Here is a 20658-nt window from a genome sequence, read left to right as displayed (position 1 = left end):
GGCCCATCCTATCCGGGCTTCAGGTGCGGGCCGGGAGGGTCCGCGGTTTGAAGGAGGGGTAGCGCGCCTCGTAGGCGGCGATCGCGTCCTCGTCCTTGAGGGTCAGCCCGATGTCGTCGAGGCCCTCCAGCAGGCGGTACCGGGTGAAGTCGTCGATCTGGAAAGGCACCGTCACGGTGTCGCACGTGACGGTCCTCGACTCCAGGTCGACTGTGACCTCCGTGCCGGGCTGGGACTCCAGGATCTTCCAGATGATCTCGATGTCGGCCTGTTCGAGCTCGGCGGCGAGCACCCCGTTCTTGCCGGCGTTGCCGCGGAAGATGTCCGCGAAGCGCGAGGACAGGACGGTGCGGAACCCGAAGTCGTGGAGCGCCCACACCGCGTGCTCACGGGAGGAGCCGGTACCGAAGTCGGGGCCGGCGACGAGGACGGATCCGGTGTTCCACGGCTCACGGTTGAGCAGGAAGTCGGGGTCCTTGCGCCAACCGGCGAACAACGCGTCCTCGAACCCGGTGCGGGTCACGCGCTTGAGGTAGACGGCGGGGATGATCTGGTCGGTGTCGACGTTGGAACGGCGCAGTGGCACGCCGACGCCGGTGTGGGTGGTGAAGCTCTCCATGGTGTGTCTCCTGTGTCCGTGGGTGCGGCCGGGACCTCGACGCGAAGTGCCCGCGGGCGGGGCGCCTCGGCGGCGGGGTCTCAGGCGGACGCGACGGGGTCGATGTCGGCGGGCGAGGACAGGGTGCCGCGGACGGCGGTCGCGGCGGCGACGAGGGGGCTGACCAGGTGGGTGCGGCCGCCCTTGCCCTGGCGGCCCTCGAAGTTGCGGTTCGAGGTCGAGGCGCAGCGTTCGCCCTCGCTCAGCTGGTCCGGGTTCATGCCCAGGCACATGGAGCAGCCGGCGAACCGCCATTCCGCGCCGAAGTCGGTGAAGACCTTGTCGAGGCCCTCGGCCTCGGCCTCCAGACGGACGCGGGCGGACCCGGGGACTACCATGAAGCGGACGTTCTCCGCCTTCTTCCGGCCCTTGACGACCTCGGCCGCCGCGCGCAGATCCTCCATCCGGCTGTTGGTGCAGGAACCGAGGAAGACGGTGTCGATGGCGATCTCCCGCAACGGCGTGCCGGGGGTCAGACCCATGTAGGCGAGTGCGTTCTTCGCCGCGGTCTTGTCGTTCTCGTCCGGGAAGTCCTCCGGGTCCGGGACGGCCGCCGAGAGCGGCAGGCCCTGGCCGGGGTTCGTGCCCCAGGTGACGAAGGGTTCGATGTCCTCCGCCTGCAGGACGACCTCGGCGTCGAACTGCGCGTCGTCGTCGGTGCGCAGGGTCTTCCAGTACTCGACGGCGGCGTCCCAGTCCTCCCCCTGCGGGGCGTGGGGGCGGCCCTGCACGTAGTCGAAGGTCGTCTGGTCCGGGGCGATCATGCCCGCGCGTGCACCGGCCTCGATCGACATGTTGCACATCGTCATCCGGGCCTCCATCGACATCGCCTCGACGGCGGCACCGCGGTACTCCAGGACGTAGCCCTGGCCGCCGCCGGTGCCGATCTTCGCGATGACGGCGAGGATGACGTCCTTGGAGGTCGACCCCTCGGGCAGGTCGCCCTCGATGGTGATCGCCATGGTCTTGAAGGGCTTGAGACGGAGGGTCTGGGTGGCGAGGACGTGCTCGACCTCGGAGGTGCCGATGCCCATGGCCAGGGACCCGAAGGCGCCGTGGGTCGAGGTGTGGGAGTCACCGCAGACGACCGTCATGCCCGGCTGGGTGAGGCCCAGCTGCGGGCCGACCACGTGGACGATGCCCTGCTCGGCGTCACCGAGGGAGTGCAGGCGGATACCGAACTCCTCCGCGTTCGTACGCAGGGTCTCGATCTGCTTGCGGGAGGTGGGGTCCGCGATCGGCTTGCCGATGTCGATCGTCGGGGTGTTGTGGTCCTCGGTCGCGATCGTGAGATCGGGGCGGCGCACCTGCCGACCGGCCAGCCGCAGTCCCTCGAAGGCCTGCGGGCTCGTAACCTCGTGGACGAGGTGGAGGTCGATGTGAATGAGGTCGGGGCTCTCCCCCTCCCCCTTGGTCACGACGTGGTCGGCCCACACCTTCTCGGCGAGCGTCATACCCATGGTCCGGTCCTCCTGGTGGTCCTGGTGGTCGTCTCCCCCGGTCCGTTCGCCCGGATCCACGGGCGGACGGCGGGTGGGCGCAGCCGGGTCACGACCGCGCCGTCGTGTCCACATGCTAATCACCTGTCTTGCCTGTCGAACTTGCATATCGAATGGCGAGACGCAAAGATGTGAGCATGAGCACTGAATCGGGAAGCGGCGTCGGAGTCATCGACAAGGCCGCGCTGGTCCTCTCCGCACTCGAAGCCGGTCCGGCGTCCCTGGCGGAACTCGTGTCACTCACCGGCCTGGCACGGCCGACGGCGCACCGGCTCGCGGTCGCACTGGAGTACCACCGGTTCGTCGGGCGCGACCTGCAGGGGCGGTTCGTCCTCGGCCCCCGGCTGTCCGAGCTGTCCTCGGCCGCCGGCGAGGACCGCTTGCTGGCCGCCGCCGGTCCCATTCTCGCCCAGCTGCGCGATCGCACCGGCGAGAGCGCACAACTGTTCCGCCGCCAGGGTGATCTGCGCCTGTGCGTCGCGACGGCCGAGCGCCCCGTGGGTCTGCGCGACTCCGTCCCCGTCGGTGCGACCCTGAGCATGCGGGCCGGGTCCGCCGCCCAGATCCTGTTGGCCTGGGAGGAGCCGGACCGTCTGCACACCGGTCTGCGCGGCGCCCGGTTCTCCGCCACCATGCTTTCCGGCATCCGCCGGCGCGGGTGGGCTCAGAGCATTGCGGAACGTGAGCGCGGGGTCGCCTCGGTGTCGGCGCCCGTCCGTGGCCCGTCCAACCGCGTGGTCGCCGCGGTGTCCATCTCCGGCCCGATCGAACGGCTGACCCGCCAGCCCGGGCGCCTGCACGCGCAGTCGATCCTCGAGGCAGCCAAGGCACTCACGGAGTCGCTGAGCCGCGTGTGAATCCTCGCGTGGGTCACCGGTGGGAGCGTGCTCCCGCCGGTGGGTGAATACCCTGTGGACTCCGGACGAATCCGGACGGCGAATGACGCCGGAAACCGCTACTCCAGGGCCGCACGTGGCAGAGTGGTATCGGACGGATCACGGACCACCACCCGCAGGAGACCCCCTTGTCGCAACCACCCCAGGGCCCCTACTCCCCCGGACAGCAGCCGCAGGACCCGAACCAGTACGGTCAGCAGTACGACGGTCAGCAGTACGGTTCGCAGGCACCGCAGTACGGACAGGCGCCTCAACAGCCCCAGGCCCAGCAGCCGGCCGCACCCAACGGCGGCCAGCAGTACGGCTCCGGCGCACCGGCCGGCGAGGCGTACGGCTCCGGAGCCACCGGCGTCTACGGGTCGGGTGCTGCGGCCGCCGCACCCGGTCACGGCCAGCAGGCTCCCGCCGCCGATTTCCCCTCGCGGAAGAACTCGACCGAGGACCCGGGCTTCTTCAAGGCCCTTTTCGACTTCCGCTTCAAGCACTACGTCACACTGAAGTTCCTGGGGATCCTCTACGTCCTCATCTTCGTCGTCGCGGCGCTCACCTGGATCAGCTGGATCGTCTGCGGCTTCGCGGCCGGCGCGATCAACCCCTGGGGCGACTACAACCCCGTCTTCGGCATCCTCGCGATCCTGTTCGGCTGGATCCCCGGTGCCTTTTACATCGTGTTCGGCCGTGTCGCCCTCGAGTGGATCGCGGCGAACGTCCGCACGGCGCAGAACACCTCCAAGCTCGTGGAGGCACAGTCCGGCGACTGAACCGCGGACGCGAAGAAGCCCGGAAGGTCTTCACCTTCCGGGCTTTTTCGATCTCTGTAGTCCCGAGCAGATTCGAACTGCCGTTTCCGCCTTGAGAGGGCGGCGTCCTAGGCCCCTAGACGACGGGACCGCATTTGCGGTGTCGCGCAGCTTCCCTTGCAACGAGAGATAACTCTATCCCACCGGCACCTCCGCCTCCAAGCCGGAGAGAGGCGATATGCATCACAGGTCCGCGCGCGGTCTCGCCTTTCCGGTGACACTGAACTGATACTCGGCCGAACGCCTGAGAGCGCCGTGACCGAAGAGGATGAGGTCCATGGAGAAACGTCCATCCACCATCATTCGGACCGGGTTCGCCAGCACCCTCGCGCTCGTCCTGCTCTCCGGTTGCAACTCCCGTCACGACGAACGTCAGGCGTTCACCGACGCGGTCGGCTCGACACCCGGGGTCATCGAGTACGAGGCACAGCACGTCGAGGTGCTCCCCTTCACATTCGACTCAGACCTCTCCCTCACTGTTCCGGCCGATCCGGACGTACTGGGCAATGCCATCGACACCGCGTGCTCGACACGATTCCGAGGTGAGATCGAATGGACAGTCGACATCGCCCCGGAATCGTGTCGAGCACGATTCCGGGGCGAGATCGAATGGACAGTCGACATCGTCGGAACGGAGGGTGCGACCACGACGTTCACCACCGACGGCCGCTGCCCCGCCCAACAGCGCTAGTCCAGCAGTTCGCTGCGGATCAGGAACCGCTTGCCCTCCGGCGCCTCCACCGAGAAGCCGGAGCCGCGACCCTCCACGACATCCACCGTCAGGTGGGTGTGCTTCCAGTAGGCGAACTGCTCCACGGACATCCAGAAGTCCAGCTCGCCCAGCGGCCGGCCGGCCGCGTCGGTCAGGTCGAACGTCCCGAGCAGCACGTCCGCGTCGCCGGTCTTGAAGTCCCCCGCAGGGAAGCACATCGGCGACGACCCGTCGCAGCATCCGCCGGACTGGTGGAACATCAGGGGCCCGTGCCGTCCCCACAGCCGCCGCAGCAGATCCACCGCTGCCGCGCTGAGGGCCACGCGGGAGACCTCCTCGCCCTCGATCCGCGGGCGCGCTTCGAGCTCATGCTCCATGGGTCGGTCCTCTCGGTCGAGGGGGGCGGGCCGAGGCGTTCGCCGGCCCGCCCCGCTGGGGCAGGATCCCGCCGCCGGACGGCGGGTGACTAGGACGTGGCGACGGCCTGCGCGTCCGCGCCCGCGTACTCGATGACAACGCGGCCCTCGATCTTGGCGTGGCGCATCTCGTCGAACACGGCGTTGACGTCCTCGAGCGGCCGCTTGTGGAACGTCGGATGGATGAGACCCCTTGCGTAGAAGTCCAGTGCCTCGTCCATGTCCTGTCGCGTCCCGACGATCGAGCCGCGGATGGTCAGGCCCTTCAGGACGATGTCGAAGATCGGGGCCGGGAAGTCCCCGGGCGGCAGGCCGTTGAAGACGATCGTCCCGCCCCGCCGCGCCATGCCGATGGCCTGCCCGAAAGCGTCAGGATGGACGGCGGTCACCAGCACGCCGTGGACTCCTCCGGTGGCCTGCTGGATCGCCTCGGCCGGGTCCTCGGCGAACGCGTTGACCGTCACCTCGGCACCGTGCTGGCGGGCCAGCGCCAGCTTGTCGTCGGCCACGTCGATGGCGGCGACCCGGAGCCCCATGGCGACGGCGTACTGCACCGCGATGTGGCCCAGTCCGCCGATGCCGGAGATCGCCACCCACTGCCCGGGCCGGGCCTCGGTCATCTTCAGCCCCTTGTACACGGTCACGCCCGCGCACAGCACGGGGGCGATCTCGTACGGGTCAGCGCCCTCCGGGATGCGGGCGGCGAATCGCTCCTCCACCAGCATGTACTCCCCGAAGGAGCCGTCCACCGAGTAGCCGCCGTTCTGCTGTGCCTCGCAGAGCGTCTCCCAACCGGTGCGGCAGTACTCGCAGGAGCCGCATGCGTTGGCCAGCCAGGCGTTGCCGACCAGGTCCCCGACCGCGATCCCCTCGACGCCCGGGCCCACCGCCTCCACCGTTCCCACGCCCTCATGGCCGGGGATGAAGGGAGGCGTCGGCTTGACGGGCCAGTCGCCCTCGGCGGCGTGCAGGTCGGTGTGGCAGACGCCGGAGGCGATCAACCGGACGAGCACCTGGCCCGGGCCGGGTGTGGGGATCTGCTGCTCGGTGACCCCGAGCGGCTCGCCGAACTGCTGGACTACTGCTGCTTTCATCGTGCTCATGGGTTCTCCTTTGAACTCTGTCTCGAATGGTGTCTCGAACGGTGTCTCGAACTCAGGGACTCGCGGGTCGAACCGGCGTGAAATGCGCGGTGCGGCCGGGAGCGTGGCTGGCGTTCCGGGAATGCTCGGCCTAGAAGAAGCCGAGCTTGTCCTCCGAGTAGGAGACCAGCAGGTTCTTGGTCTGCTGGTAGTGGTCCAGCATCATCAGGTGGTTTTCCCGTCCGATGCCCGAGGACTTGTATCCGCCGAAGGCGGAGTGCGCCGGGTAGGCGTGGTACTGGTTGACCCACACGCGGCCTGCCTGGATGGCTCGGCCGGCGCGGTAGGCCACGTTGCCGTTGCGGCTCCACACGCCCGAACCCAGTCCGTACAGGGTGTCGTTGGCGATGGAGATCGCGTCGTCGTAGTCCTTGAACTTGGTCACCGCGACCACCGGACCGAAGATCTCCTCCTGGAAGATGCGCATGTCATTGGTGCCCTCGAAGATGGTCGGCTGCACGTAGAAGCCGCCGGACAGTTCCCCGCCCAGATCCGCGCGGCCGCCGCCAAGCAGCACCTTGGCACCCTCGGCTTTGCCGATGTCCATGTAGGACAGGATCTTCTCCAGCTGGTCATTAGAGGCCTGGGCACCCATCATGGTCTCGGTATCCAGCGGGTGGCCCTGCTTGATGGCCTTGGTACGGGCCACGACATCTCCCATGAACTTCTCGTAGATGCTTTCCTGGATCAGTGCACGCGATGGGCAGGTGCAGACCTCGCCTTGGTTCAGCGCGAACAGGGTGAAACCTTCCTGGGCCTTGTCGTAGAAGGCATCGTCGGCAGCGGCGATGTCCTCGAAGAAGATGTTAGGGGACTTGCCGCCCAGCTCCAGGGTGACCGGAATCAGGTTCTCGGAGGCGTACTGCATGATCAGACGGCCGGTGGTGGTCTCGCCGGTGAAGGCGATCTTGCGGATGCGCTTGTTCGATGCCAGCGGCTTGCCCGCTTCCACGCCGAAGCCGTTGACCACGTTCAGCACGCCGGCTGGCAACAGGTCGCCGATCAGCTCCATGAGTACCAGGATCGAGACCGGCGTCTGCTCGGCGGGTTTCAGCACGACGGCGTTGCCTGCTGCCAGCGCCGGGGCGAGCTTCCAGACGGCCATGAGGATCGGGAAGTTCCACGGGATGATCTGCCCGACCACGCCCAGCGGCTCGTGGTAGTGGTATGCGGTGGTGTCGTCGTCGAGCTGGGAGAGGCTGCCTTCCTGGGCGCGGATTGCTCCGGCGAAGTAGCGGAAGTGGTCAACTGCCAGCGGCAGGTCGGCGTTCAGGCACTCGCGGATGGCCTTGCCGTTGTCCCAGGTTTCGGCCACGGCCATCATTTCGAGGTTCTCCTCGATGCGGTCCGCGATGCGGTGGAGGATCAGAGCGCGCTCGGCCGCGCTCGTCTTCCCCCACGCCGGTGCGGCCGCGTGGGCGGCGTCGAGGGCGGCCTCGATGTCCTCGGCCGTGCCGCGGCCGACCTCGCAGAAGCCCTGCCCGGTCACGGGCGTGACGTTCTCGAAGTACTCGCCCTTGATCGGGGCCTTCCACTCGCCGCCGATGTAGTGCTCATAGCGGGGCTTGAACGTGATCAGCGAGCCCTCAGTCCCCGGGTTGGCGTAGACAGTCATGCGTGTCTCCTTCGTCAGGCAGGATGTGTCCGGCAGTGTGTGTCCTGCAGCGTGTGACCCGCCGGACGTCCCGGCCGGGCCTGCTGCACGGTGCCGACGCTACGCCCCGGAAGGTTGCACCAGCGTTGCAACCGTGCGGACGCGGCACGTGGGGAGTGTGTTCGTGAGGACTGTGCCTCGCCGTACGCTTCCAGCGTCTCCAGGTGGGAGACGACGACAGCGCGGCGCGGTGAGCGCGGCGGCAGCACGGCCAGCGCGGTGCGCCAAGCGGCGACGTCGTCGTGCGCCTCATGCAGAGCCAGGTAGGTCATGAGGACCTCGGGGCCGGCGTCGGAGAGCATCGCCTCCCGCAGCGCACCGGAGACCTCGGCGCGGATGGCCTCGATCCCCGGGGCGGTGGACGCCGGCAGGATCGGCCCGCGGTACAGCTCGAGGGCGGCGCGGTAGCGGCCGCGGCCGATGAGCTCGAGCACCCGGCGCGCATCGCACACCGGAGTCGGTTCCAGCCGGTAGGGGCGCGATTCGAGCGCGATCCCGGCGCCAGAGGCGGCGAGCGCGTGCCGCAGCCGCGATACTTCCGCGCGCAGCGTGACGGGGCGGGCGTCCTCGCCGAGGAGCGCGACCGCCAGCGCGTCCGCACTCAGTCCCGCCGCCGCAGTGGGCCGTGCCGCACTCCACCCGGATGCGGCTACGCTCCGCCCAAACGTGGCTGCACCCTGATGCCACGCGAGCAGGGTCAGGATCTCCGCGTGGCGCCCGGTCAGCCGCACCGAGCTGGGCTGACCGGCGGTGGCGGGCTGATCGGTGGTGTTGGGCTTGCTGGCGGCCGTGACCTCGTCAACGGTGGACCCGTGGACGATGGTGAGTTCGACGCCGTCGCGCCCCAAAGCGCTCAGGGTGAGCTGCGCGGTGGGCGCGGCGTGCCCGCTCGACCGTCCAGCTCCGCGCTCGAAGCCGGCTGCGGCTCCAGCGGCCGCTCCGGCCGTCGGGCTGGGAGGCGCGGATCTGCGCGGGGATCTAGGCGCGGGGCGGCCGGCGGCGTCGTACGCGGCGAGCTTGAGCTCGGCCTCAGCGGCGGCGACGGCCGCCTGCACCAGGGACAGCGAATGGCTGGCAACGGCGTCGTCCCCACTTCGAGGCATGGTCCATCACCGGCGATGGCGGTCGACGTTCCGGAGAGTTCTGAGACCGGGTCGGCTCTGCGGCCGGCCGACGGCACCGCACCGGCACACACGGCCGGAATCCGGGGAACCCGAATCCGGCGGTACCCGGACGCGAAGAAGCCCGGAAGGTTTTCACCTTCCGGGCTTCATCTCCGATCGCGGTCGATCGGCATTGTAGTCCCGAGCAGATTCGAACTGCCGTTTCCGCCTTGAGAGGGCGGCGTCCTAGGCCCCTAGACGACGGGACCGCTGGGATACCAGGACTCGAACCTAGACTAAGTGAACCAGAATCACTCGTGCTGCCAATTACACCATATCCCAATGGTTTCGCTGCCGTCGATAACCGCTCCCTGTGGGCCGCCGTTCTCCCTGGCAACGAGTGAATACATTACAGGCACCCGAACCGGCCGCGCAAATCCGGAACCCCCTCGGAACGGGTGACGTCCCTCACCCCTCGCGGCCCTCCGATCCGGGAGGATGCCCGCATGGATCTCAACATCGCGGACCGCACCTTCATCGTCACCGGCGGGACCTCCGGCCTGGGCCTCGCCACCGCCCGCGCACTCGTCGCCGAAGGAGCCCACGTCGTCGTGAGCTCCCGTACCCAGGACAACGTCGACGCCGCCGTCGCCGAGCTGGGCGGCGCCGCCTCCGGATGCACCGCCGACCTCGCCGACCCCGAGGCGCCCTCCCGCCTCTTCGCCCACGCCGCCCGGGCCTTCCCCGACTCCCCGCTCGGCGGGGTCTTCATCTCCGTCGGCGGTCCGAGGAAGGGCACCTTCTTCGAGATGGAGGAACAGGACTGGCGCGACGCCTTCGAATCCGTCTTCCTCGGTGCCCTCCGAATGGCCCGCCACGCCGCCGAGAACCTGGGGTCCGGCTGCGCGATCGGCATGGTGCTCAGTTCCTCGGTGTGGAACCCGCTCACCCCCATCGCCGTGTCGAACGGCCTGCGCCCGGGTCTCGCCATGAGCCTCAAGGACATGGCCGACCAGGTCGGGCCGCGCGGCATCCGCGTCTTCGGTGTCTCCCCCGGACCCATCCGCACTCCGCGACTCGCCGGGTCGGACGCCTCCTTCGACCACATCCCCCTCCAGCGCGCCGGCGAGCCCGAGGAGTTCGGCGAGGTCGCCGCCTTCCTCCTCTCCCCGCGCGCCGGATACGTGACCGGCTGCGTGGTCCCCGTCGACGGCGGCATGGTCCGCTCCCTCTGAGACGCGAAACCGCCCCGGCACCCCACCGTCCCGACTGTGCCCGACGCCGCCCCAGTCGCACCCCACCGCCCCGATATCCTCGACGGCCCTCGATATGTCAGCACATATCGAGGGCCGTGAACGATATCGGGGCGGTGCCGGGGCCCGCGGGCGGCGTGGAGCTCAGCGGGGCGGTGCCGGGGCTCGGGCGGCGTCAGGTTCAGCTGCCTCGGACCAGCCCGATGAGGTGGTCGATGACGTGCCCGCCGGAGGCGCGCAGACCGTTGTGCTCGTACTCGTTCGTCACCCACACCTGCGCCTGAGGCAACAGCGCGGCGGTCGGCTCCGAGTACTGCAGCGGCACGAATGCATCCGCGTAGTAGGCGGCCGCAGCGACTGGCACCTGCGCCTCCCGCAGTTTCGCCGGCTCCCACAGCACCGGCCACTCGACCTCGGTGAGGACGTCGGCGACGTCCCGCCAGAAGGCGAGCGGACCGGAGGCGAAGAACTCCGGGAAGATGTGTTCGCCGGAGAGCAGGGTCGGATCCTCGGCGAAGTCGGCGGGCATCGCGTGCGCCCCCGCCCACTGGGTCGCTCCTCCGTTGGCCCAGCAGCTCTCGTGCACGACCGCGTAGAGCGGGTTGCGCGCACCGAAGGGCAATGCCGCCTGCAGGTCGTGCCGGAACGCCGCGGAGTCGACCGGGTTCTCCAACAGGTACACGAGCTTCTCCGCCCCACCCGTCGCTCCCAGGTAGTGCCCGAGCGATCGGATGTGCGCCGGCGTCACGACGGTACCGTCGGGCAGCACCAGGTCACCGGCCGCCGCCCGTTCCGACGCCGCACGCAGAGCCGGGGACGTCTGCGGGTACCGGGCCGCGAAGTCGCGGGACTTCCCGCGCATCCCGTTCCACGTGGTCGAGTAGACCTCGGACAGCGGGACGTCGACGGCCGGCAGGCCACCGGTGAAGAACGCCTCGGCGAGCGAGTCCGGGTGTTCGTTCAGGTACCGCAACGTGCAGAACCCGCCGAAGGACTGCCCGAGCACGCTCCACGTGTCGATGCTGAGCGCCTTCCGGACCACCTCGGCGTCCTCGACGATCGCGTCGGCGCGGTAGTGCATGAGGTGCTCGGCGAGCGCGACGACACCCGCATCCGAGTCCGGGGCCTGCGCCAGCGCGGCCGGCACTCCGGTCACACGCCCGGCGACCTCACCGATGGCTCCGGACCGGCCGGTGCCCCGCTGGTCGAGCATGACGACGCGGTAGTCCTCCAGAGCCCGGGGCAACCAGGCAGGTTCCGACTTCGTGGGGCGGAACGCCTCGTGGCCGGGACCACCCTGCAGGTACAGCAGGAACGGCTTGGTCGAACCGGGCTCGCCGACGACACGGGCGAACACGTTCAGTTCCCACACCTCACCCGCGCCCGAGGCGCCCTTCCCTCCGGTGCCCGCCACCAGGTCGGCACCGGCGCCGGTCCCGAAGTGGTCGAGCGGCACCGGGACGGAGAACTCCTCGACCTGGAGGCCGGGCAGGCGGTAGGCCGCCGTCCGGTACCGGGTGTCGGTGGACGACGGGGTCGGTCCGTCCGTCAAACCTCAACCCTCCGCGTTCTGCAGGTGCGACTGCAGTGCGCGCAGGCGCGCCAGCGTCGACTCCTTGCCCAGGATCTCCATCGACTCGAAGAGCGGCGGCGAGATCCGCCGACCGGAGACACCCACCCGCAGCGGGCCGTAGGCCAGACGTGGCTTGATGCCCATCTCGTCGACGAGCTTCGCCTTGAGCGCCTCCTCCAGTGGCTCGGTGGCCCAGGAGTCCTCATCGAGCGGTTCGAGGACCGCCAGGGACGCCGACAGGACCTCCGGTGCGGAGTCCTTGAGCGTCTTCAGGCCGTCGGCCGTGAGCTCCAGATCCGCATCGGCGGTGAAGAGGAAGGCCAGGAGCTCGGGCGCCTCACCGAGGGTCTTCATCCGGGTCTGCACGAGGGGCGCGGCCGCGTCGAGCACCGTCTGCTCGTCGGCGGACAGGTCCTCCCCGAGGATCCCGGCCGCACGCAGGTACGGGACCATGCGCGCGGTGAAGTCCTCGAGTCCGAGCATGCGGATGTGGTCCGCGTTGATCGCCTGGGCCTTCTTGAGGTCGAAGCGTGCCGGGTTGGGGTTGACGTCGTGGACGTCGAAGGCCGCGATGAACTCCTCGGGCGTGAAGACGTCCTGGTCGGGGCCGATGGACCAGCCCAGGAGTGCGAGGTAGTTGAGCAGGCCCTCGCGGATGAAACCGTTGTCGCGGTGGTTGAAGAGGTTGGACTCCGGGTCCCGCTTGGACAGCTTCTTGTTGCCCTCGCCCATGACGTAGGGCAGGTGGCCGAACTCCGGCACGGCGGGCTCCAGGCCCATCTCGACGAAGATCCGGTGGAGGACGATCTGGCGCGGGGTCGAGGACAGCAGGTCCTCACCGCGCAGCACCGTGTTGATCCCCATGAGGGCGTCGTCGAGCGGGTTCACCAGGGTGTAGAGCGGCTGCCCGTTGGCGCGGACGACCACGAAGTCCGGGACGGTGCCGGCCTTGAAGGTGACCTCGCCACGGACGACGTCGTTCCACGTGATGTCCTCGTCCGGCATGCGCACGCGCAGCACCGGCTCGCGGCCCTCGGCACGGAAGGCGGCCTTCTGTTCCTCGGTGAGGTCCCGGTCGAACCCGTCGTACCCGAGCTGCGGGTTGCGGCCGGCGGCCTTGTGGCGCTCCTGGATCTCCTCCGGGGTGGAGAAGGACTCGTAGAGGTGCCCGGCCGCGCGCAGCTTGCCGATCCACTCCTGGTAGATCTCACCGCGTTCGGACTGGCGGTACGGGCCGTTCTCGCCGCCGGCCTCGATGCCCTCGTCCCAGTCGAGACCCAGCCACTTCATGGCCTCGACGATCTGCCCGTAGGACTCCTCGGAGTCACGGGCAGCGTCCGTGTCCTCGATGCGGAACACGAACCGGCCACCGGTGTGCCGGGCGTAGGCCCAGTTGAACATGGCGGTACGCACCATGCCCACGTGCGGGGTACCGGTGGGAGACGGGCAGAAACGGACTTTGACGGTCACGTGAGGTGTCCTTTGCATGTCGTGACGGGCGCGTGTGCACGCGCGGTGTGTGGAGTGTGGGGCGGACGCCGCCGAGGCGTCCCGTCCGGGAGTGCACGAGTGCCCTCCCGGCGGACCCCGATGTGGATGCGCGGACGCTCAGGCGTCCATCACCGGGTTCGTGAGCACGCCCAGGCCGTCGATCGCGATGTCGACGCGGCTGCCGGCCTCGATCCGGCCGACGCCCGCGGGGGTACCGGTGAGGATGACGTCGCCCGGGAGGAGGGTCATGACCTCGGTGATCCACTCGATGAGGAACGGGATGTCGAAGATGAAGTCCTCGGTCGTCCCGTCCTGGCGGAGCTCACCGTCGACCCAGCTGCGGATGCGCAGGGCGTCCGGGTCGAGCTCCGTCTCGATCCAGGGGCCGAGCGGGCAGGAGGAGTCGAAGCCCTTGGCCCGCGACCACTGCTTGTCCGGGCCCTGGAGGTCACGCAGGGTGACATCGTTGCCGATGGTGTAGCCGAGGACGTGGTCGTAGGCCTGGTCCGCCGGGACGTTCTTGGCGACACGGGAGATGACGACGGCGAGTTCGCCCTCGTAGCTCACGTGTTCGCTCACCGCGGGCAACCGGATGGGGTCACCGGGGCCGACGACCGCGGTGTTCGGCTTGAGGAAGGTGAGCGGGGTCTGTGGGACCTCGTTGCCCAGCTCCTTGGCATGGTCGGCGAAGTTGCGGCCCACGCCGACGACCTTGGAGCGCGGAATGATGGGGCTGAGGAGGCGCACCTGGTCGAAGGGCAGGCGTTCGCCGGTGGATTCGGCCGGGCCGAAGAAGGGGTCCGAGGTGAGGACCGCGACCTCCAGTCCGCTGGTGTCGAGGGTGCCGGTCTCGCTGACGGTGGGGAGGTCGCCCTCCACCACGCCGTACGTGGGCTGGTCCTTGTGGACGAAACGGACGATGCGCATGGCCCCAAGTCTAGTGGGGACCGACGGACACACATCTTCGGTGCGTACCATTCTTCGGTGATCTCCATCGACCTGCCGCCCGCCGACTGGCACCGGATGCGCGCGTCCCACGAAGAGTTCGTCGGCACCCGCACCGCCGCTCACCGGGAACGACGCGCCGCCGGGCAGAAGCATCCCGTCGAGGACTTCCTCTTCACGTACTACCCGTTCAAGCCGGGGAAGATCGCCCAGTGGCACCCGGGTGCCGGTCGCCGCGTCCTCCTCGCCGACGTCGCCGACGCCGAGGCGTTCCATCGTCGGTGGTACCGCGTCGTCCCGGCGCCCACCGAGGCGCCCGCGGACGCCGAGGTACCGGCGGGCACCGGAGGGCAGGGTGCCTCGGCGGCGGTGGCAGGGGGTGGAGCGGACCCCGCGGTGTACGGCTACGCGGAGGTCGACACCGCGGCCTGGTACGCGGACCGGGGTGAGGGTGCACGGTTCGTCGTCGACCTGTTGCAGCGGACCCTCGCGCGGCCGGGGACGTTCAACTGCTTCGGGCTGCACGAGTGGGCGATGGTGTACAAGCTCCGCGAGGGCGAGCGCCGCCACGAGCAGGTGCCGCTGCGACTGAGCCGGGCGGAGACGGACGCCGTCGTCGAGGCGCACCGGATCGGGTGCTCGCACTTCGACGCGTACCGGTTCTTCACGCCGGCCGCGGAACCCCTCAACGAGCTGCGGCCGGAGCGGGCGACGATGACGGCGATGGAACAGCCGGGCTGTCTGCACGGGAACATGGACCTGTACAAGTGGGCGATGAAGCTGGGGCCGGTCGTGCCCTCTCACCTGGTACGACGCGCCTTCGAACTGGCCGTCGAGATCCGCGCGACGGACATGGAGGCCTCCCCCTACGACGTGCGGCCCTGGGGCTACGGAGTCGTGGCGATCGAGACCGCGGAGGGGAAGGCGGAGTACGTGCGCCGGCAACGGGACTTCGCCGACCGGGGCAACGACCTGCGCCGTGACCTGCTCGCCGAGATCGCCCGCGTCCCGGAACTCTCGGACATGTTCTGAGCCTCGCGGGAACCATGGCACGATCGGGCGCATGGAACTTCTGGGCCCCACCGATCCCCTCCCTCCCGGGGTCACTCGGTTCTCGGTGGCAGGCCCCGCGGGATCGGGGAAGACGACGCTCGCTCGGCGGGCCTGGACGCACAGGAACCGGTTCCGTGACCTGGACGCACGGGTGGCCCGCAGATTCCCACACCTCGTCCTCGTCCGGCTCCGGTCCCGCCGCGACGTGGAGACATGGCTGCGCGGACTGGAGAAGCAGTGACCCGGACGTCGAGGAACATTGTTCGTCCCTTCCCGCAGCCACACTGGCCCGACTAGACTAAGGCCATGTCCGAAGCACATGGCAACCATGGCATCCAGGTGAACATGCACGAGGCCAAGTCGCAGCTTTCCAAGCTCGTGGAGCAGGTGCTCGCCGGCGAACAAGTCACCATCGCTCGCGCAGGATCCCCTGTCGTCGACCTGGTCCCGCACCAGGACACGAAGGTCACGTTCGGATTCCTCAAGGATTTCCAGTACGACCCGGAGATCTTCGACGGCACGGCCCCGGAGATCCAGGCGATGTTCTACGACACGGACGACGAGGCGTGCAGGAGCGTGTCGTGATCCTGCTCGACACGAATGCACTCCTATGGCTGGCGATGGATTCACCGCGGCTCGGCGAGCTCGCCCGCCGACGAATCTCCAGCGAACGCACCTTCTATTCGTCCGTCTCCATCACCGAGATCTCCATCAAGCACATGTTCGGCCGACTCCCGTTACCCGGTGGCGACACTTTTCCGAGCGTGTTCGACCACAACGGACTCGTCGAGCTACCGCTCACAGCCCGCCATTCAGCGACCCTCCTCGACGAGCCCACGCTGCTGCGCCATGATCCGTTCGATCGGATGATTCTCGCCCAGGCACGTGCGGAGCGCTGCCACCTCTTCACATCTGATCCGGTCCTGCTCGGACTCGGCCATCCATGGATCGATGATTGCTCTGCCTGAAGCCGCTTCGGTCGAGTTCGGACCTTTTGGCGTGCACTGATGGATGGCACGATCAGGGCATGCTCGACTCTCTCGCGGTCCCCACTCCCCTGCCCGGTGTCGATGTCGACGTGACCGTCCGGCGGGCAGCCGAGGAGGACATCGACGCGATCGTCGGGTTCCTCGGTGCCGATCCGGTGAGTTCCGGGCGTGGTGACGGAAACGTCGAGGATAACGGCCCGCTCTATCGCGCGGCATTCCACGCGATCCTCGCCGATCCCGGGAACGACCTCGTCGTCCTCGACGAGACGGAGTCCGGTGAGATGATCGGCACCCTCCAACTCACGCTGATCCCCGGGATGACCCGGCGCGGCACGACCCGTCTGCTCATCGAGGGGGTCCATCTCTCCGGTGAACACCACTCCCGGGGACTCGGGACCGCATTCATGCGGTGGGTGACGGATGTGGCGGCACCCGAGCTCGGTGCCGGGCTCGTGCAGCTCACCTCCGATTCCGCGCGGGTCGACGCCCACCGCTTCTACGAACGACTGGGTTTCGTCGGCTCCCACGTCGGGTTCAAGTACCCCGTTCCGGAACGAGGGACCGCTCCCGGGACCTGATCGATTCTCCGACACGATCGGCAACCCACGGGAACCCCGGTCACATGTCCTGGCCGGTCACCGGTTCTCGTCGGTCCAGTCCGGGGGTCGACGGCGGTCCATCCAGCGGCCGACGGCGAACCAGCCGCGGCGCAGGGTCTGCCACAGGTCTGTCCGGGTCATCCGGTCGACGGGCACCCTCTCCACCGGCGGGCAGACGGAACGCCCGGCCCAGAAGTAGAACAGCACGACCACCGCCAGGAGCATTCCCAGCAGGCCGATGTGCTGCAGGACGAGGATCATGCTCTCGAATGTACGCCTCGGACCCCTCGCCCGTCACCGAATCGGTCCCGGACTCTCACCCGGTCTGCGCGCGGAGGTGCCGTGCGATCGTCCGGACCGCCTCGGGGAACCGGGTCGGTGCCGCCGCGCTGTAGGTGAGGCGCAGGAACCGGCCCGTCGGCTCGGCGGGGAAGGCCGCATCACCCGCCGAGATCTGCACACCGTCCAACCGGCAGGCGCCCCGGAGGGCGTCGAGGTCCGTCCCGTCGGGCAGTCGTACCCACAGGTGCAGCCCTCCGGCGGGCACCGAGTCGACGACCGCCTCGGGAAGGTGGGTCCGCACGGCGTCGAGCAGCAGGTCCCGTCGGTCCGCGAGATCCGTCCGGACCCGGCGCAGGTGCGTGGCCCAGGCCGGGCGGGTGACGACGTCGAGGGCGACCGCCTGGAGCACCGGACTCACGTACATCGACTCCGCAGCGATGTCGCCGAGAATGCGGTCGCGGACGGGACCGCGGGCGACGATGCCGGCGACTCGCACCGAGGAGGCCACGCTCTTGGTCAGGGACCGCACGTGGATCACGTGTCCGGCGTCGTCGATGGCGGCGATCGGAGCCGGTGCCGGGTCGATCGCGAAGTCGTGGGCCCAGTCGTCCTCGACGAGGAAGGCTCCACGCTCCCGGACGACCTCCAGGACCGCTTCCCGTACGCCGGGCGTCCACGTCGTCCCCATCGGATTCGAGAAGGTCGGCTGCGCGTAGAACACCCGCGACCCGGACTCCCGGAGGGCACGGTCCACCTCGGCGGGATCCGGCCCGCCCGCACCGGTCGACACCGGGTGCACACGCACGTCGACCTGGGCCGCTGCCGACAGCGCTCCCCAGTAGGTCGGCGATTCCGTGACGACCGTGCCGCCCGTCGGGGTGAGCGACCGGAAGATCGCGGTGAGGGCGCTCTGGCTGCCCGGAGTGATGAGGACGTCAGCCCTGGTGACGGGGGCGACTCCGGGGGCCACCTGCGCGGCGAGTTCCGCGGCGAACCAGTCCCGGAGCGGGGCCGACCCCGCCGGAGCGACGGGACCGACGATCTCCGTACCCCGGGAGGCCCGCGTGAAAGCCGACCGGACCAGACGCTCCGGCAGGAGGTCCGCGGCCGGGTACCCGGAGTGGAGGGAGATGCCCTCGGCGTCCAGGGGTTCGAGCGAGGGCAACGCGGGGGGACGGACGCGCACCCTCCCGAGCGCCGCCGTCTGCCACGACTGGTCGGCCGAGCGCGTCGGTCGTACACCGCGCACGAAGGTGCCGACCCCGGGACGGGTCTCGACGAGTCCGTCGCGGGCGAGCGCGGTGACCGCCCGCTGAACCGTCACGGGGCTCGCCCCGTACTCGCGGACCAGCGCGCGCGAGGACGGCAGTTTCGATCCGGGCGCCGCCACGACGATCCGTTCCCGGAGTGCTTCCGCGATCCTCCTGGTGCTATCGTGTGTCATGAAGGACAACGATAGCGTTACTCCCACTTCCCCGCAGGCGTTCTCCTCGGATCCCACACCGGCGAACCATCCCGACTCGTTTCTCGACGCGACCCGCGAGGTGGTCCACCAGTCACTCCTCGTGACCACACTCCTCGCCCTCATCGCAGGCTTCTATCTGCTCGTCGGTCACCTCGCCTGCCCACCGCACGAACGCAGGCCACTGCAGGGCGCCTCGGCGGCGGACCTGTGGCACACCGTCGGCCGCGGGTGGTTCACGGTCGGCGAGTGGTACGGCACCCATCGCATGTAATTGAAGTTTCAACTAGAATCGATCGAGAACCAGGCATGCGCACCGGCGCCCCCATCGATCGAACCAGGAGACCCCATGGCCATCGAGTTCGGCCTCGACACCTTCGGCGACCGCCCCCGCCACGCGGACGGCACCCTGTACTCCCATCCGGAGTCCATCCGGGCGACCCTCGACGAGGCGGTCGTCGCCGACGAGACCGGCGTCGACGTCATCACCCTCGGTGAGCACCACCGGCCCGAGTACTCGATCTCCACGCCGGAGACCGTCCTCGCCGGCATCGCCACCCGCACCCGGGACATCCGCCTGTCCTCGGGCGTCACCGTACTCAGTTCCGACGACCCGGTGCGCGTGTTCCAGCGCTTCGCCACCGTCGACGCCCTCTCGAACGGCCGGGCCGAGGTCATCCTGGGCCGCGGGTCCTTCACCGAGTCGTTCCCCCTCTTCGGGTACGACCTCGCCGACTACGAGACCCTCTTCGACGAGAAGATCGAGCTCTTCTCCCGCCTCCTCACCGAGGAGCCCGTCACCTGGTCCGGCACGACCCGCGCCGCCCTGGAGGACGCGGACGTCTTCCCGAAGACGGAGTCCGGGAACCTGAAGACCTGGGTGGGCGTCGGTGGTTCTCCGCAGTCGGTCATCCGCACCGCCCACTACGGGTTCGGCCTCATGCTCGCGATCATCGGCGGTGCACCGGAGCGTTTCGCGCCCTACATCGATCTCTACCGCCGGGCCACGGACCAGCTCGGGACTCCCGCCCATCCCGTCGGCATCCACTCCCCCGGATTCGTCGCCGACACCGACGAGGCCGCCGTCGAGGCGTTCTGGCCCGGCTACCACGAGGTGCACTCCCGGCTCGCCGCTGAACGTGGATGGATGCCCGCGGGCCGCCGCGAGTTCGAACAGGAGATGGAGTCCGGTTCCCTCTACGTCGGATCCCCGGAGACCGTCGCCCGCAAGATGGCGCAGACCATCCGCACCCTCGGCGTCGGCCGCTTCGACATGGTCTACGCGAACGCCGGTGCCGTCGACGCCGGGGCCCGCCGCCGCGCCGTCGAACTCTACGGTTCCGAGGTCCTCCCGCTCGTGCGGGACATGCTCGCATGAGCCGGATCGCGATTCTCGGCGCCGGCAAGGTCGGCACCGTCCTCGCCCGCCTCGCACTTGCCGTCGGACACGAGGTCCACATCGCCGGATCCGGCCCCGCCTCCCAGATCGCTCTCACCGTCGAGGTACTCGCCCCCGGGGCCCAGGCCGCCGAGGCGCCCTCCCCGTCCGACACCACCGTCCTCGACGGCGCCGAGCTCGTCGTGCTCGCCCTGCCGCTCGGTCGGTTCACCGAACTCGATCCGACGCTCCTGACCGGTCACGTCGTCGTCGACGCGATGAACCACTGGCGCGAGACCGACGGTGACCGACCCGACTTGTCGGGGCCCGGGATCTCGACGAGTCACCTCGTCCAGGAACATCTGGCCGGGGCGACGGTGGTCAAGGGCTTCAACCACATGGGCTATCACGACCTCGAAGCGGGAGCGCGCCCTGCGGGCGACCCCGACCGCCGCGCCCTCGCGATCGCCGGGGACGACTCCGCAGCCCTCGCCCGCGTGGCGTCCGTCGTCGACGACCTGGGGTTCGACCCGCTCGTCCTCGACAGCCTGGCGGCGGGCATCCACCTGCAGCCCGGGAATCCGTCCTTCGGCGCGAACCTTTCGGTCGACGCACTCCGCGCGCTCCTACCGGCCGCCGCCACCCTCGCCTGACTGCCCACTCGAGTCCGAGGAACCGTCCAGTGGGCAGTTCCTCGCACTCGAGTGGGCGCTTCCTCGTCGATGAGTGCGTGGTCCGGGCACCGTACGGGCC

The 20658-nt window shown here is 69.2% G+C and carries 22 protein-coding genes and 3 tRNA genes; 11 read left to right on the top strand and 14 right to left on the bottom strand.

From position 1 onward, the window contains the following. Positions 1-19: 19 nt before the first annotated feature. Positions 20-619, bottom strand: coding sequence for a 3-isopropylmalate dehydratase small subunit (gene leuD, locus AAD496_RS05030; protein WP_349827554.1), 600 nt, complete (start codon positions 617-619; stop codon positions 20-22). Positions 620-699: 80 nt separating this feature from the next. After that, positions 700-2118, bottom strand: coding sequence for a 3-isopropylmalate dehydratase large subunit (gene leuC / locus AAD496_RS05025; protein ID WP_349827595.1), 1419 nt, complete (start codon positions 2116-2118; stop codon positions 700-702). Between the two features lie 176 nt (positions 2119-2294). On the opposite strand from leuC, the gene AAD496_RS05020 reads away from it, so the two are divergent. Together AAD496_RS05020 and AAD496_RS05015 are read left to right on the top strand one after the other, a co-directional pair. Then, the gene (locus AAD496_RS05020; protein ID WP_349827553.1) at positions 2295-3014 is read left to right on the top strand and encodes an IclR family transcriptional regulator; all 720 of its coding nucleotides are present in this window, start codon (positions 2295-2297) and stop codon (positions 3012-3014) included. A gap of 167 nt (positions 3015-3181) precedes the next feature. Beyond that, positions 3182-3814 carry a DUF4282 domain-containing protein gene (locus AAD496_RS05015; RefSeq protein WP_349827552.1) on the top strand — a complete coding sequence of 211 codons (633 nt, stop codon included), beginning with the start codon at positions 3182-3184 and terminating at the stop codon, positions 3812-3814. A gap of 57 nt (positions 3815-3871) precedes the next feature. On the opposite strand, the gene AAD496_RS05010 is transcribed toward AAD496_RS05015, so the two are convergent. Then, positions 3872-3944: transfer RNA gene (locus tag AAD496_RS05010), tRNA-Glu, on the bottom strand. Positions 3945-4130: 186 nt separating this feature from the next. Between AAD496_RS05010 and AAD496_RS05005 the strand changes: the two genes are divergently transcribed. Next, positions 4131-4544 carry a hypothetical protein gene (locus tag AAD496_RS05005; protein WP_349827551.1) on the top strand — a complete coding sequence of 138 codons (414 nt, stop codon included), beginning with the start codon at positions 4131-4133 and terminating at the stop codon, positions 4542-4544. On the opposite strand, the gene AAD496_RS05000 is transcribed toward AAD496_RS05005, so the two are convergent. The 6 genes from AAD496_RS05000 to AAD496_RS04975 form a co-directional block, all read right to left on the bottom strand. Continuing rightward, complete coding sequence (locus tag AAD496_RS05000; RefSeq protein WP_349827550.1) at positions 4541-4942, bottom strand: DUF779 domain-containing protein; 402 nt, start codon at positions 4940-4942, stop codon at positions 4541-4543. The genes AAD496_RS05005 and AAD496_RS05000 overlap by 4 nt on opposite strands. A gap of 89 nt (positions 4943-5031) precedes the next feature. Beyond that, entirely contained in the window at positions 5032-6084 is a 1053-nt protein-coding gene (gene adhP, locus AAD496_RS04995; protein ID WP_349827549.1) for an alcohol dehydrogenase AdhP, read from the bottom strand. A gap of 130 nt (positions 6085-6214) precedes the next feature. After that, positions 6215-7738: an acetaldehyde dehydrogenase ExaC gene (gene exaC, locus AAD496_RS04990; RefSeq protein ID WP_349827548.1), complete on the bottom strand. Its 1524-nt coding sequence runs from the start codon at positions 7736-7738 to the stop codon at positions 6215-6217. Between the two features lie 14 nt (positions 7739-7752). Next, positions 7753-8880 (bottom strand): AfsR/SARP family transcriptional regulator, encoded by a 1128-nt coding sequence (locus AAD496_RS04985; protein ID WP_349827547.1) that lies wholly within the window; start codon positions 8878-8880, stop codon positions 7753-7755. Between the two features lie 196 nt (positions 8881-9076). Continuing rightward, positions 9077-9149 (bottom strand) — tRNA-Glu (locus AAD496_RS04980). Position 9150: 1 nt separating this feature from the next. After that, a tRNA-Gln gene (locus AAD496_RS04975) sits at positions 9151-9222 on the bottom strand. Between the two features lie 164 nt (positions 9223-9386). On the opposite strand from AAD496_RS04975, the gene AAD496_RS04970 reads away from it, so the two are divergent. Then, entirely contained in the window at positions 9387-10115 is a 729-nt protein-coding gene (locus tag AAD496_RS04970) for an SDR family NAD(P)-dependent oxidoreductase (RefSeq protein ID WP_349827546.1), read from the top strand. A gap of 199 nt (positions 10116-10314) precedes the next feature. Here the strand turns inward: AAD496_RS04970 and AAD496_RS04965 are convergent, their stop codons facing one another. The 3 genes from AAD496_RS04965 to AAD496_RS04955 all read right to left on the bottom strand — a co-directional run bounded on the left by AAD496_RS04965 (position 10315) and on the right by AAD496_RS04955 (position 14124). After that, positions 10315-11685, bottom strand: coding sequence for an alpha/beta fold hydrolase (locus AAD496_RS04965; RefSeq protein WP_349827545.1), 1371 nt, complete (start codon positions 11683-11685; stop codon positions 10315-10317). 3 nt (positions 11686-11688) lie between these two features. Next, entirely contained in the window at positions 11689-13194 is a 1506-nt protein-coding gene (gene gltX / locus AAD496_RS04960) for a glutamate--tRNA ligase (protein WP_433913723.1), read from the bottom strand. A 120-nt stretch (positions 13195-13314) separates the two neighbouring features. Beyond that, positions 13315-14124 carry a fumarylacetoacetate hydrolase family protein gene (locus AAD496_RS04955; RefSeq protein ID WP_349827543.1) on the bottom strand — a complete coding sequence of 270 codons (810 nt, stop codon included), beginning with the start codon at positions 14122-14124 and terminating at the stop codon, positions 13315-13317. 57 nt (positions 14125-14181) lie between these two features. Between AAD496_RS04955 and AAD496_RS04950 the strand changes: the two genes are divergently transcribed. From AAD496_RS04950 to AAD496_RS04935, 4 genes are all read left to right on the top strand, one after another. Beyond that, complete coding sequence (locus tag AAD496_RS04950; RefSeq protein ID WP_433913722.1) at positions 14182-15174, top strand: 3-methyladenine DNA glycosylase; 993 nt, start codon at positions 14182-14184, stop codon at positions 15172-15174. A 327-nt stretch (positions 15175-15501) separates the two neighbouring features. After that, positions 15502-15780 (top strand): type II toxin-antitoxin system Phd/YefM family antitoxin, encoded by a 279-nt coding sequence (locus tag AAD496_RS04945; protein ID WP_349827542.1) that lies wholly within the window; start codon positions 15502-15504, stop codon positions 15778-15780. Next, positions 15777-16163, top strand: coding sequence for a type II toxin-antitoxin system VapC family toxin (locus tag AAD496_RS04940; RefSeq protein ID WP_349827541.1), 387 nt, complete (start codon positions 15777-15779; stop codon positions 16161-16163). Before AAD496_RS04945 ends, AAD496_RS04940 begins: the two co-directional genes overlap by 4 nt. Before the next feature lie 59 nt (positions 16164-16222). Next, positions 16223-16762 carry a GNAT family N-acetyltransferase gene (locus AAD496_RS04935; RefSeq protein WP_349827540.1) on the top strand — a complete coding sequence of 180 codons (540 nt, stop codon included), beginning with the start codon at positions 16223-16225 and terminating at the stop codon, positions 16760-16762. A 57-nt stretch (positions 16763-16819) separates the two neighbouring features. On the opposite strand, the gene AAD496_RS04930 is transcribed toward AAD496_RS04935, so the two are convergent. Continuing rightward, complete coding sequence (locus AAD496_RS04930; RefSeq protein WP_349827539.1) at positions 16820-17044, bottom strand: hypothetical protein; 225 nt, start codon at positions 17042-17044, stop codon at positions 16820-16822. A 55-nt stretch (positions 17045-17099) separates the two neighbouring features. After that, positions 17100-18509 (bottom strand): aminotransferase-like domain-containing protein, encoded by a 1410-nt coding sequence (locus AAD496_RS04925; RefSeq protein WP_349827538.1) that lies wholly within the window; start codon positions 18507-18509, stop codon positions 17100-17102. Between AAD496_RS04925 and AAD496_RS04920 the strand changes: the two genes are divergently transcribed. The 3 genes from AAD496_RS04920 (at position 18508) to AAD496_RS04910 (ending at position 20558) form a co-directional block, all read left to right on the top strand. Next, complete coding sequence (locus AAD496_RS04920) at positions 18508-18801, top strand: hypothetical protein (protein ID WP_349827537.1); 294 nt, start codon at positions 18508-18510, stop codon at positions 18799-18801. The two genes, AAD496_RS04925 and AAD496_RS04920, sit on opposite strands and share 2 nt — an antisense overlap. A gap of 75 nt (positions 18802-18876) precedes the next feature. Then, a complete protein-coding gene (locus AAD496_RS04915; protein ID WP_349827536.1) occupies positions 18877-19905 on the top strand; it encodes an LLM class flavin-dependent oxidoreductase in 1029 nt (342 codons plus the stop codon). Continuing rightward, positions 19902-20558 carry an NADPH-dependent F420 reductase gene (locus AAD496_RS04910; protein WP_349827535.1) on the top strand — a complete coding sequence of 219 codons (657 nt, stop codon included), beginning with the start codon at positions 19902-19904 and terminating at the stop codon, positions 20556-20558. Before AAD496_RS04915 ends, AAD496_RS04910 begins: the two co-directional genes overlap by 4 nt. Positions 20559-20658 lie beyond the last annotated feature (100 nt).

This window comes from Brevibacterium litoralis (assembly GCF_040212315.1).
In the GTDB taxonomy this organism is placed as follows: domain Bacteria; phylum Actinomycetota; class Actinomycetes; order Actinomycetales; family Brevibacteriaceae; genus Brevibacterium; species Brevibacterium litoralis.
This window is presented reverse-complemented; position numbering and strand designations above follow the sequence as displayed.

Excerpts from the sequence above, each read along its gene's own strand:
- adhP (WP_349827549.1), bottom strand. The coding sequence starts at position 6,084 with ATGAGCACGATGAAAGCAGCAGTAGTCCAGCAGTTCGGCGAGCCGCTC.
- AAD496_RS04970 (WP_349827546.1), top strand. The coding sequence starts at position 9,387 with ATGGATCTCAACATCGCGGACCGCACCTTCATCGTCACCGGCGGGACC.
- AAD496_RS05005 (WP_349827551.1), top strand. The coding sequence starts at position 4,131 with ATGGAGAAACGTCCATCCACCATCATTCGGACCGGGTTCGCCAGCACC.
- AAD496_RS04925 (WP_349827538.1), bottom strand. The coding sequence starts at position 18,509 with ATGACACACGATAGCACCAGGAGGATCGCGGAAGCACTCCGGGAACGG.
- AAD496_RS04985 (WP_349827547.1), bottom strand. The coding sequence starts at position 8,880 with ATGCCTCGAAGTGGGGACGACGCCGTTGCCAGCCATTCGCTGTCCCTG.
- leuD (WP_349827554.1), bottom strand. The coding sequence starts at position 619 with ATGGAGAGCTTCACCACCCACACCGGCGTCGGCGTGCCACTGCGCCGT.
- AAD496_RS04955 (WP_349827543.1), bottom strand. The coding sequence starts at position 14,124 with ATGCGCATCGTCCGTTTCGTCCACAAGGACCAGCCCACGTACGGCGTG.
- AAD496_RS04930 (WP_349827539.1), bottom strand. The coding sequence starts at position 17,044 with ATGATCCTCGTCCTGCAGCACATCGGCCTGCTGGGAATGCTCCTGGCG.
- AAD496_RS04910 (WP_349827535.1), top strand. The coding sequence starts at position 19,902 with ATGAGCCGGATCGCGATTCTCGGCGCCGGCAAGGTCGGCACCGTCCTC.
- AAD496_RS05000 (WP_349827550.1), bottom strand. The coding sequence starts at position 4,942 with ATGGAGCATGAGCTCGAAGCGCGCCCGCGGATCGAGGGCGAGGAGGTC.
- AAD496_RS04935 (WP_349827540.1), top strand. The coding sequence starts at position 16,223 with ATGCTCGACTCTCTCGCGGTCCCCACTCCCCTGCCCGGTGTCGATGTC.
- AAD496_RS04920 (WP_349827537.1), top strand. The coding sequence starts at position 18,508 with ATGAAGGACAACGATAGCGTTACTCCCACTTCCCCGCAGGCGTTCTCC.
- AAD496_RS04915 (WP_349827536.1), top strand. The coding sequence starts at position 18,877 with ATGGCCATCGAGTTCGGCCTCGACACCTTCGGCGACCGCCCCCGCCAC.
- AAD496_RS05020 (WP_349827553.1), top strand. The coding sequence starts at position 2,295 with ATGAGCACTGAATCGGGAAGCGGCGTCGGAGTCATCGACAAGGCCGCG.
- gltX (WP_433913723.1), bottom strand. The coding sequence starts at position 13,194 with ATGCAAAGGACACCTCACGTGACCGTCAAAGTCCGTTTCTGCCCGTCT.
- leuC (WP_349827595.1), bottom strand. The coding sequence starts at position 2,118 with ATGGGTATGACGCTCGCCGAGAAGGTGTGGGCCGACCACGTCGTGACC.
- exaC (WP_349827548.1), bottom strand. The coding sequence starts at position 7,738 with ATGACTGTCTACGCCAACCCGGGGACTGAGGGCTCGCTGATCACGTTC.
- AAD496_RS04945 (WP_349827542.1), top strand. The coding sequence starts at position 15,502 with ATGTCCGAAGCACATGGCAACCATGGCATCCAGGTGAACATGCACGAG.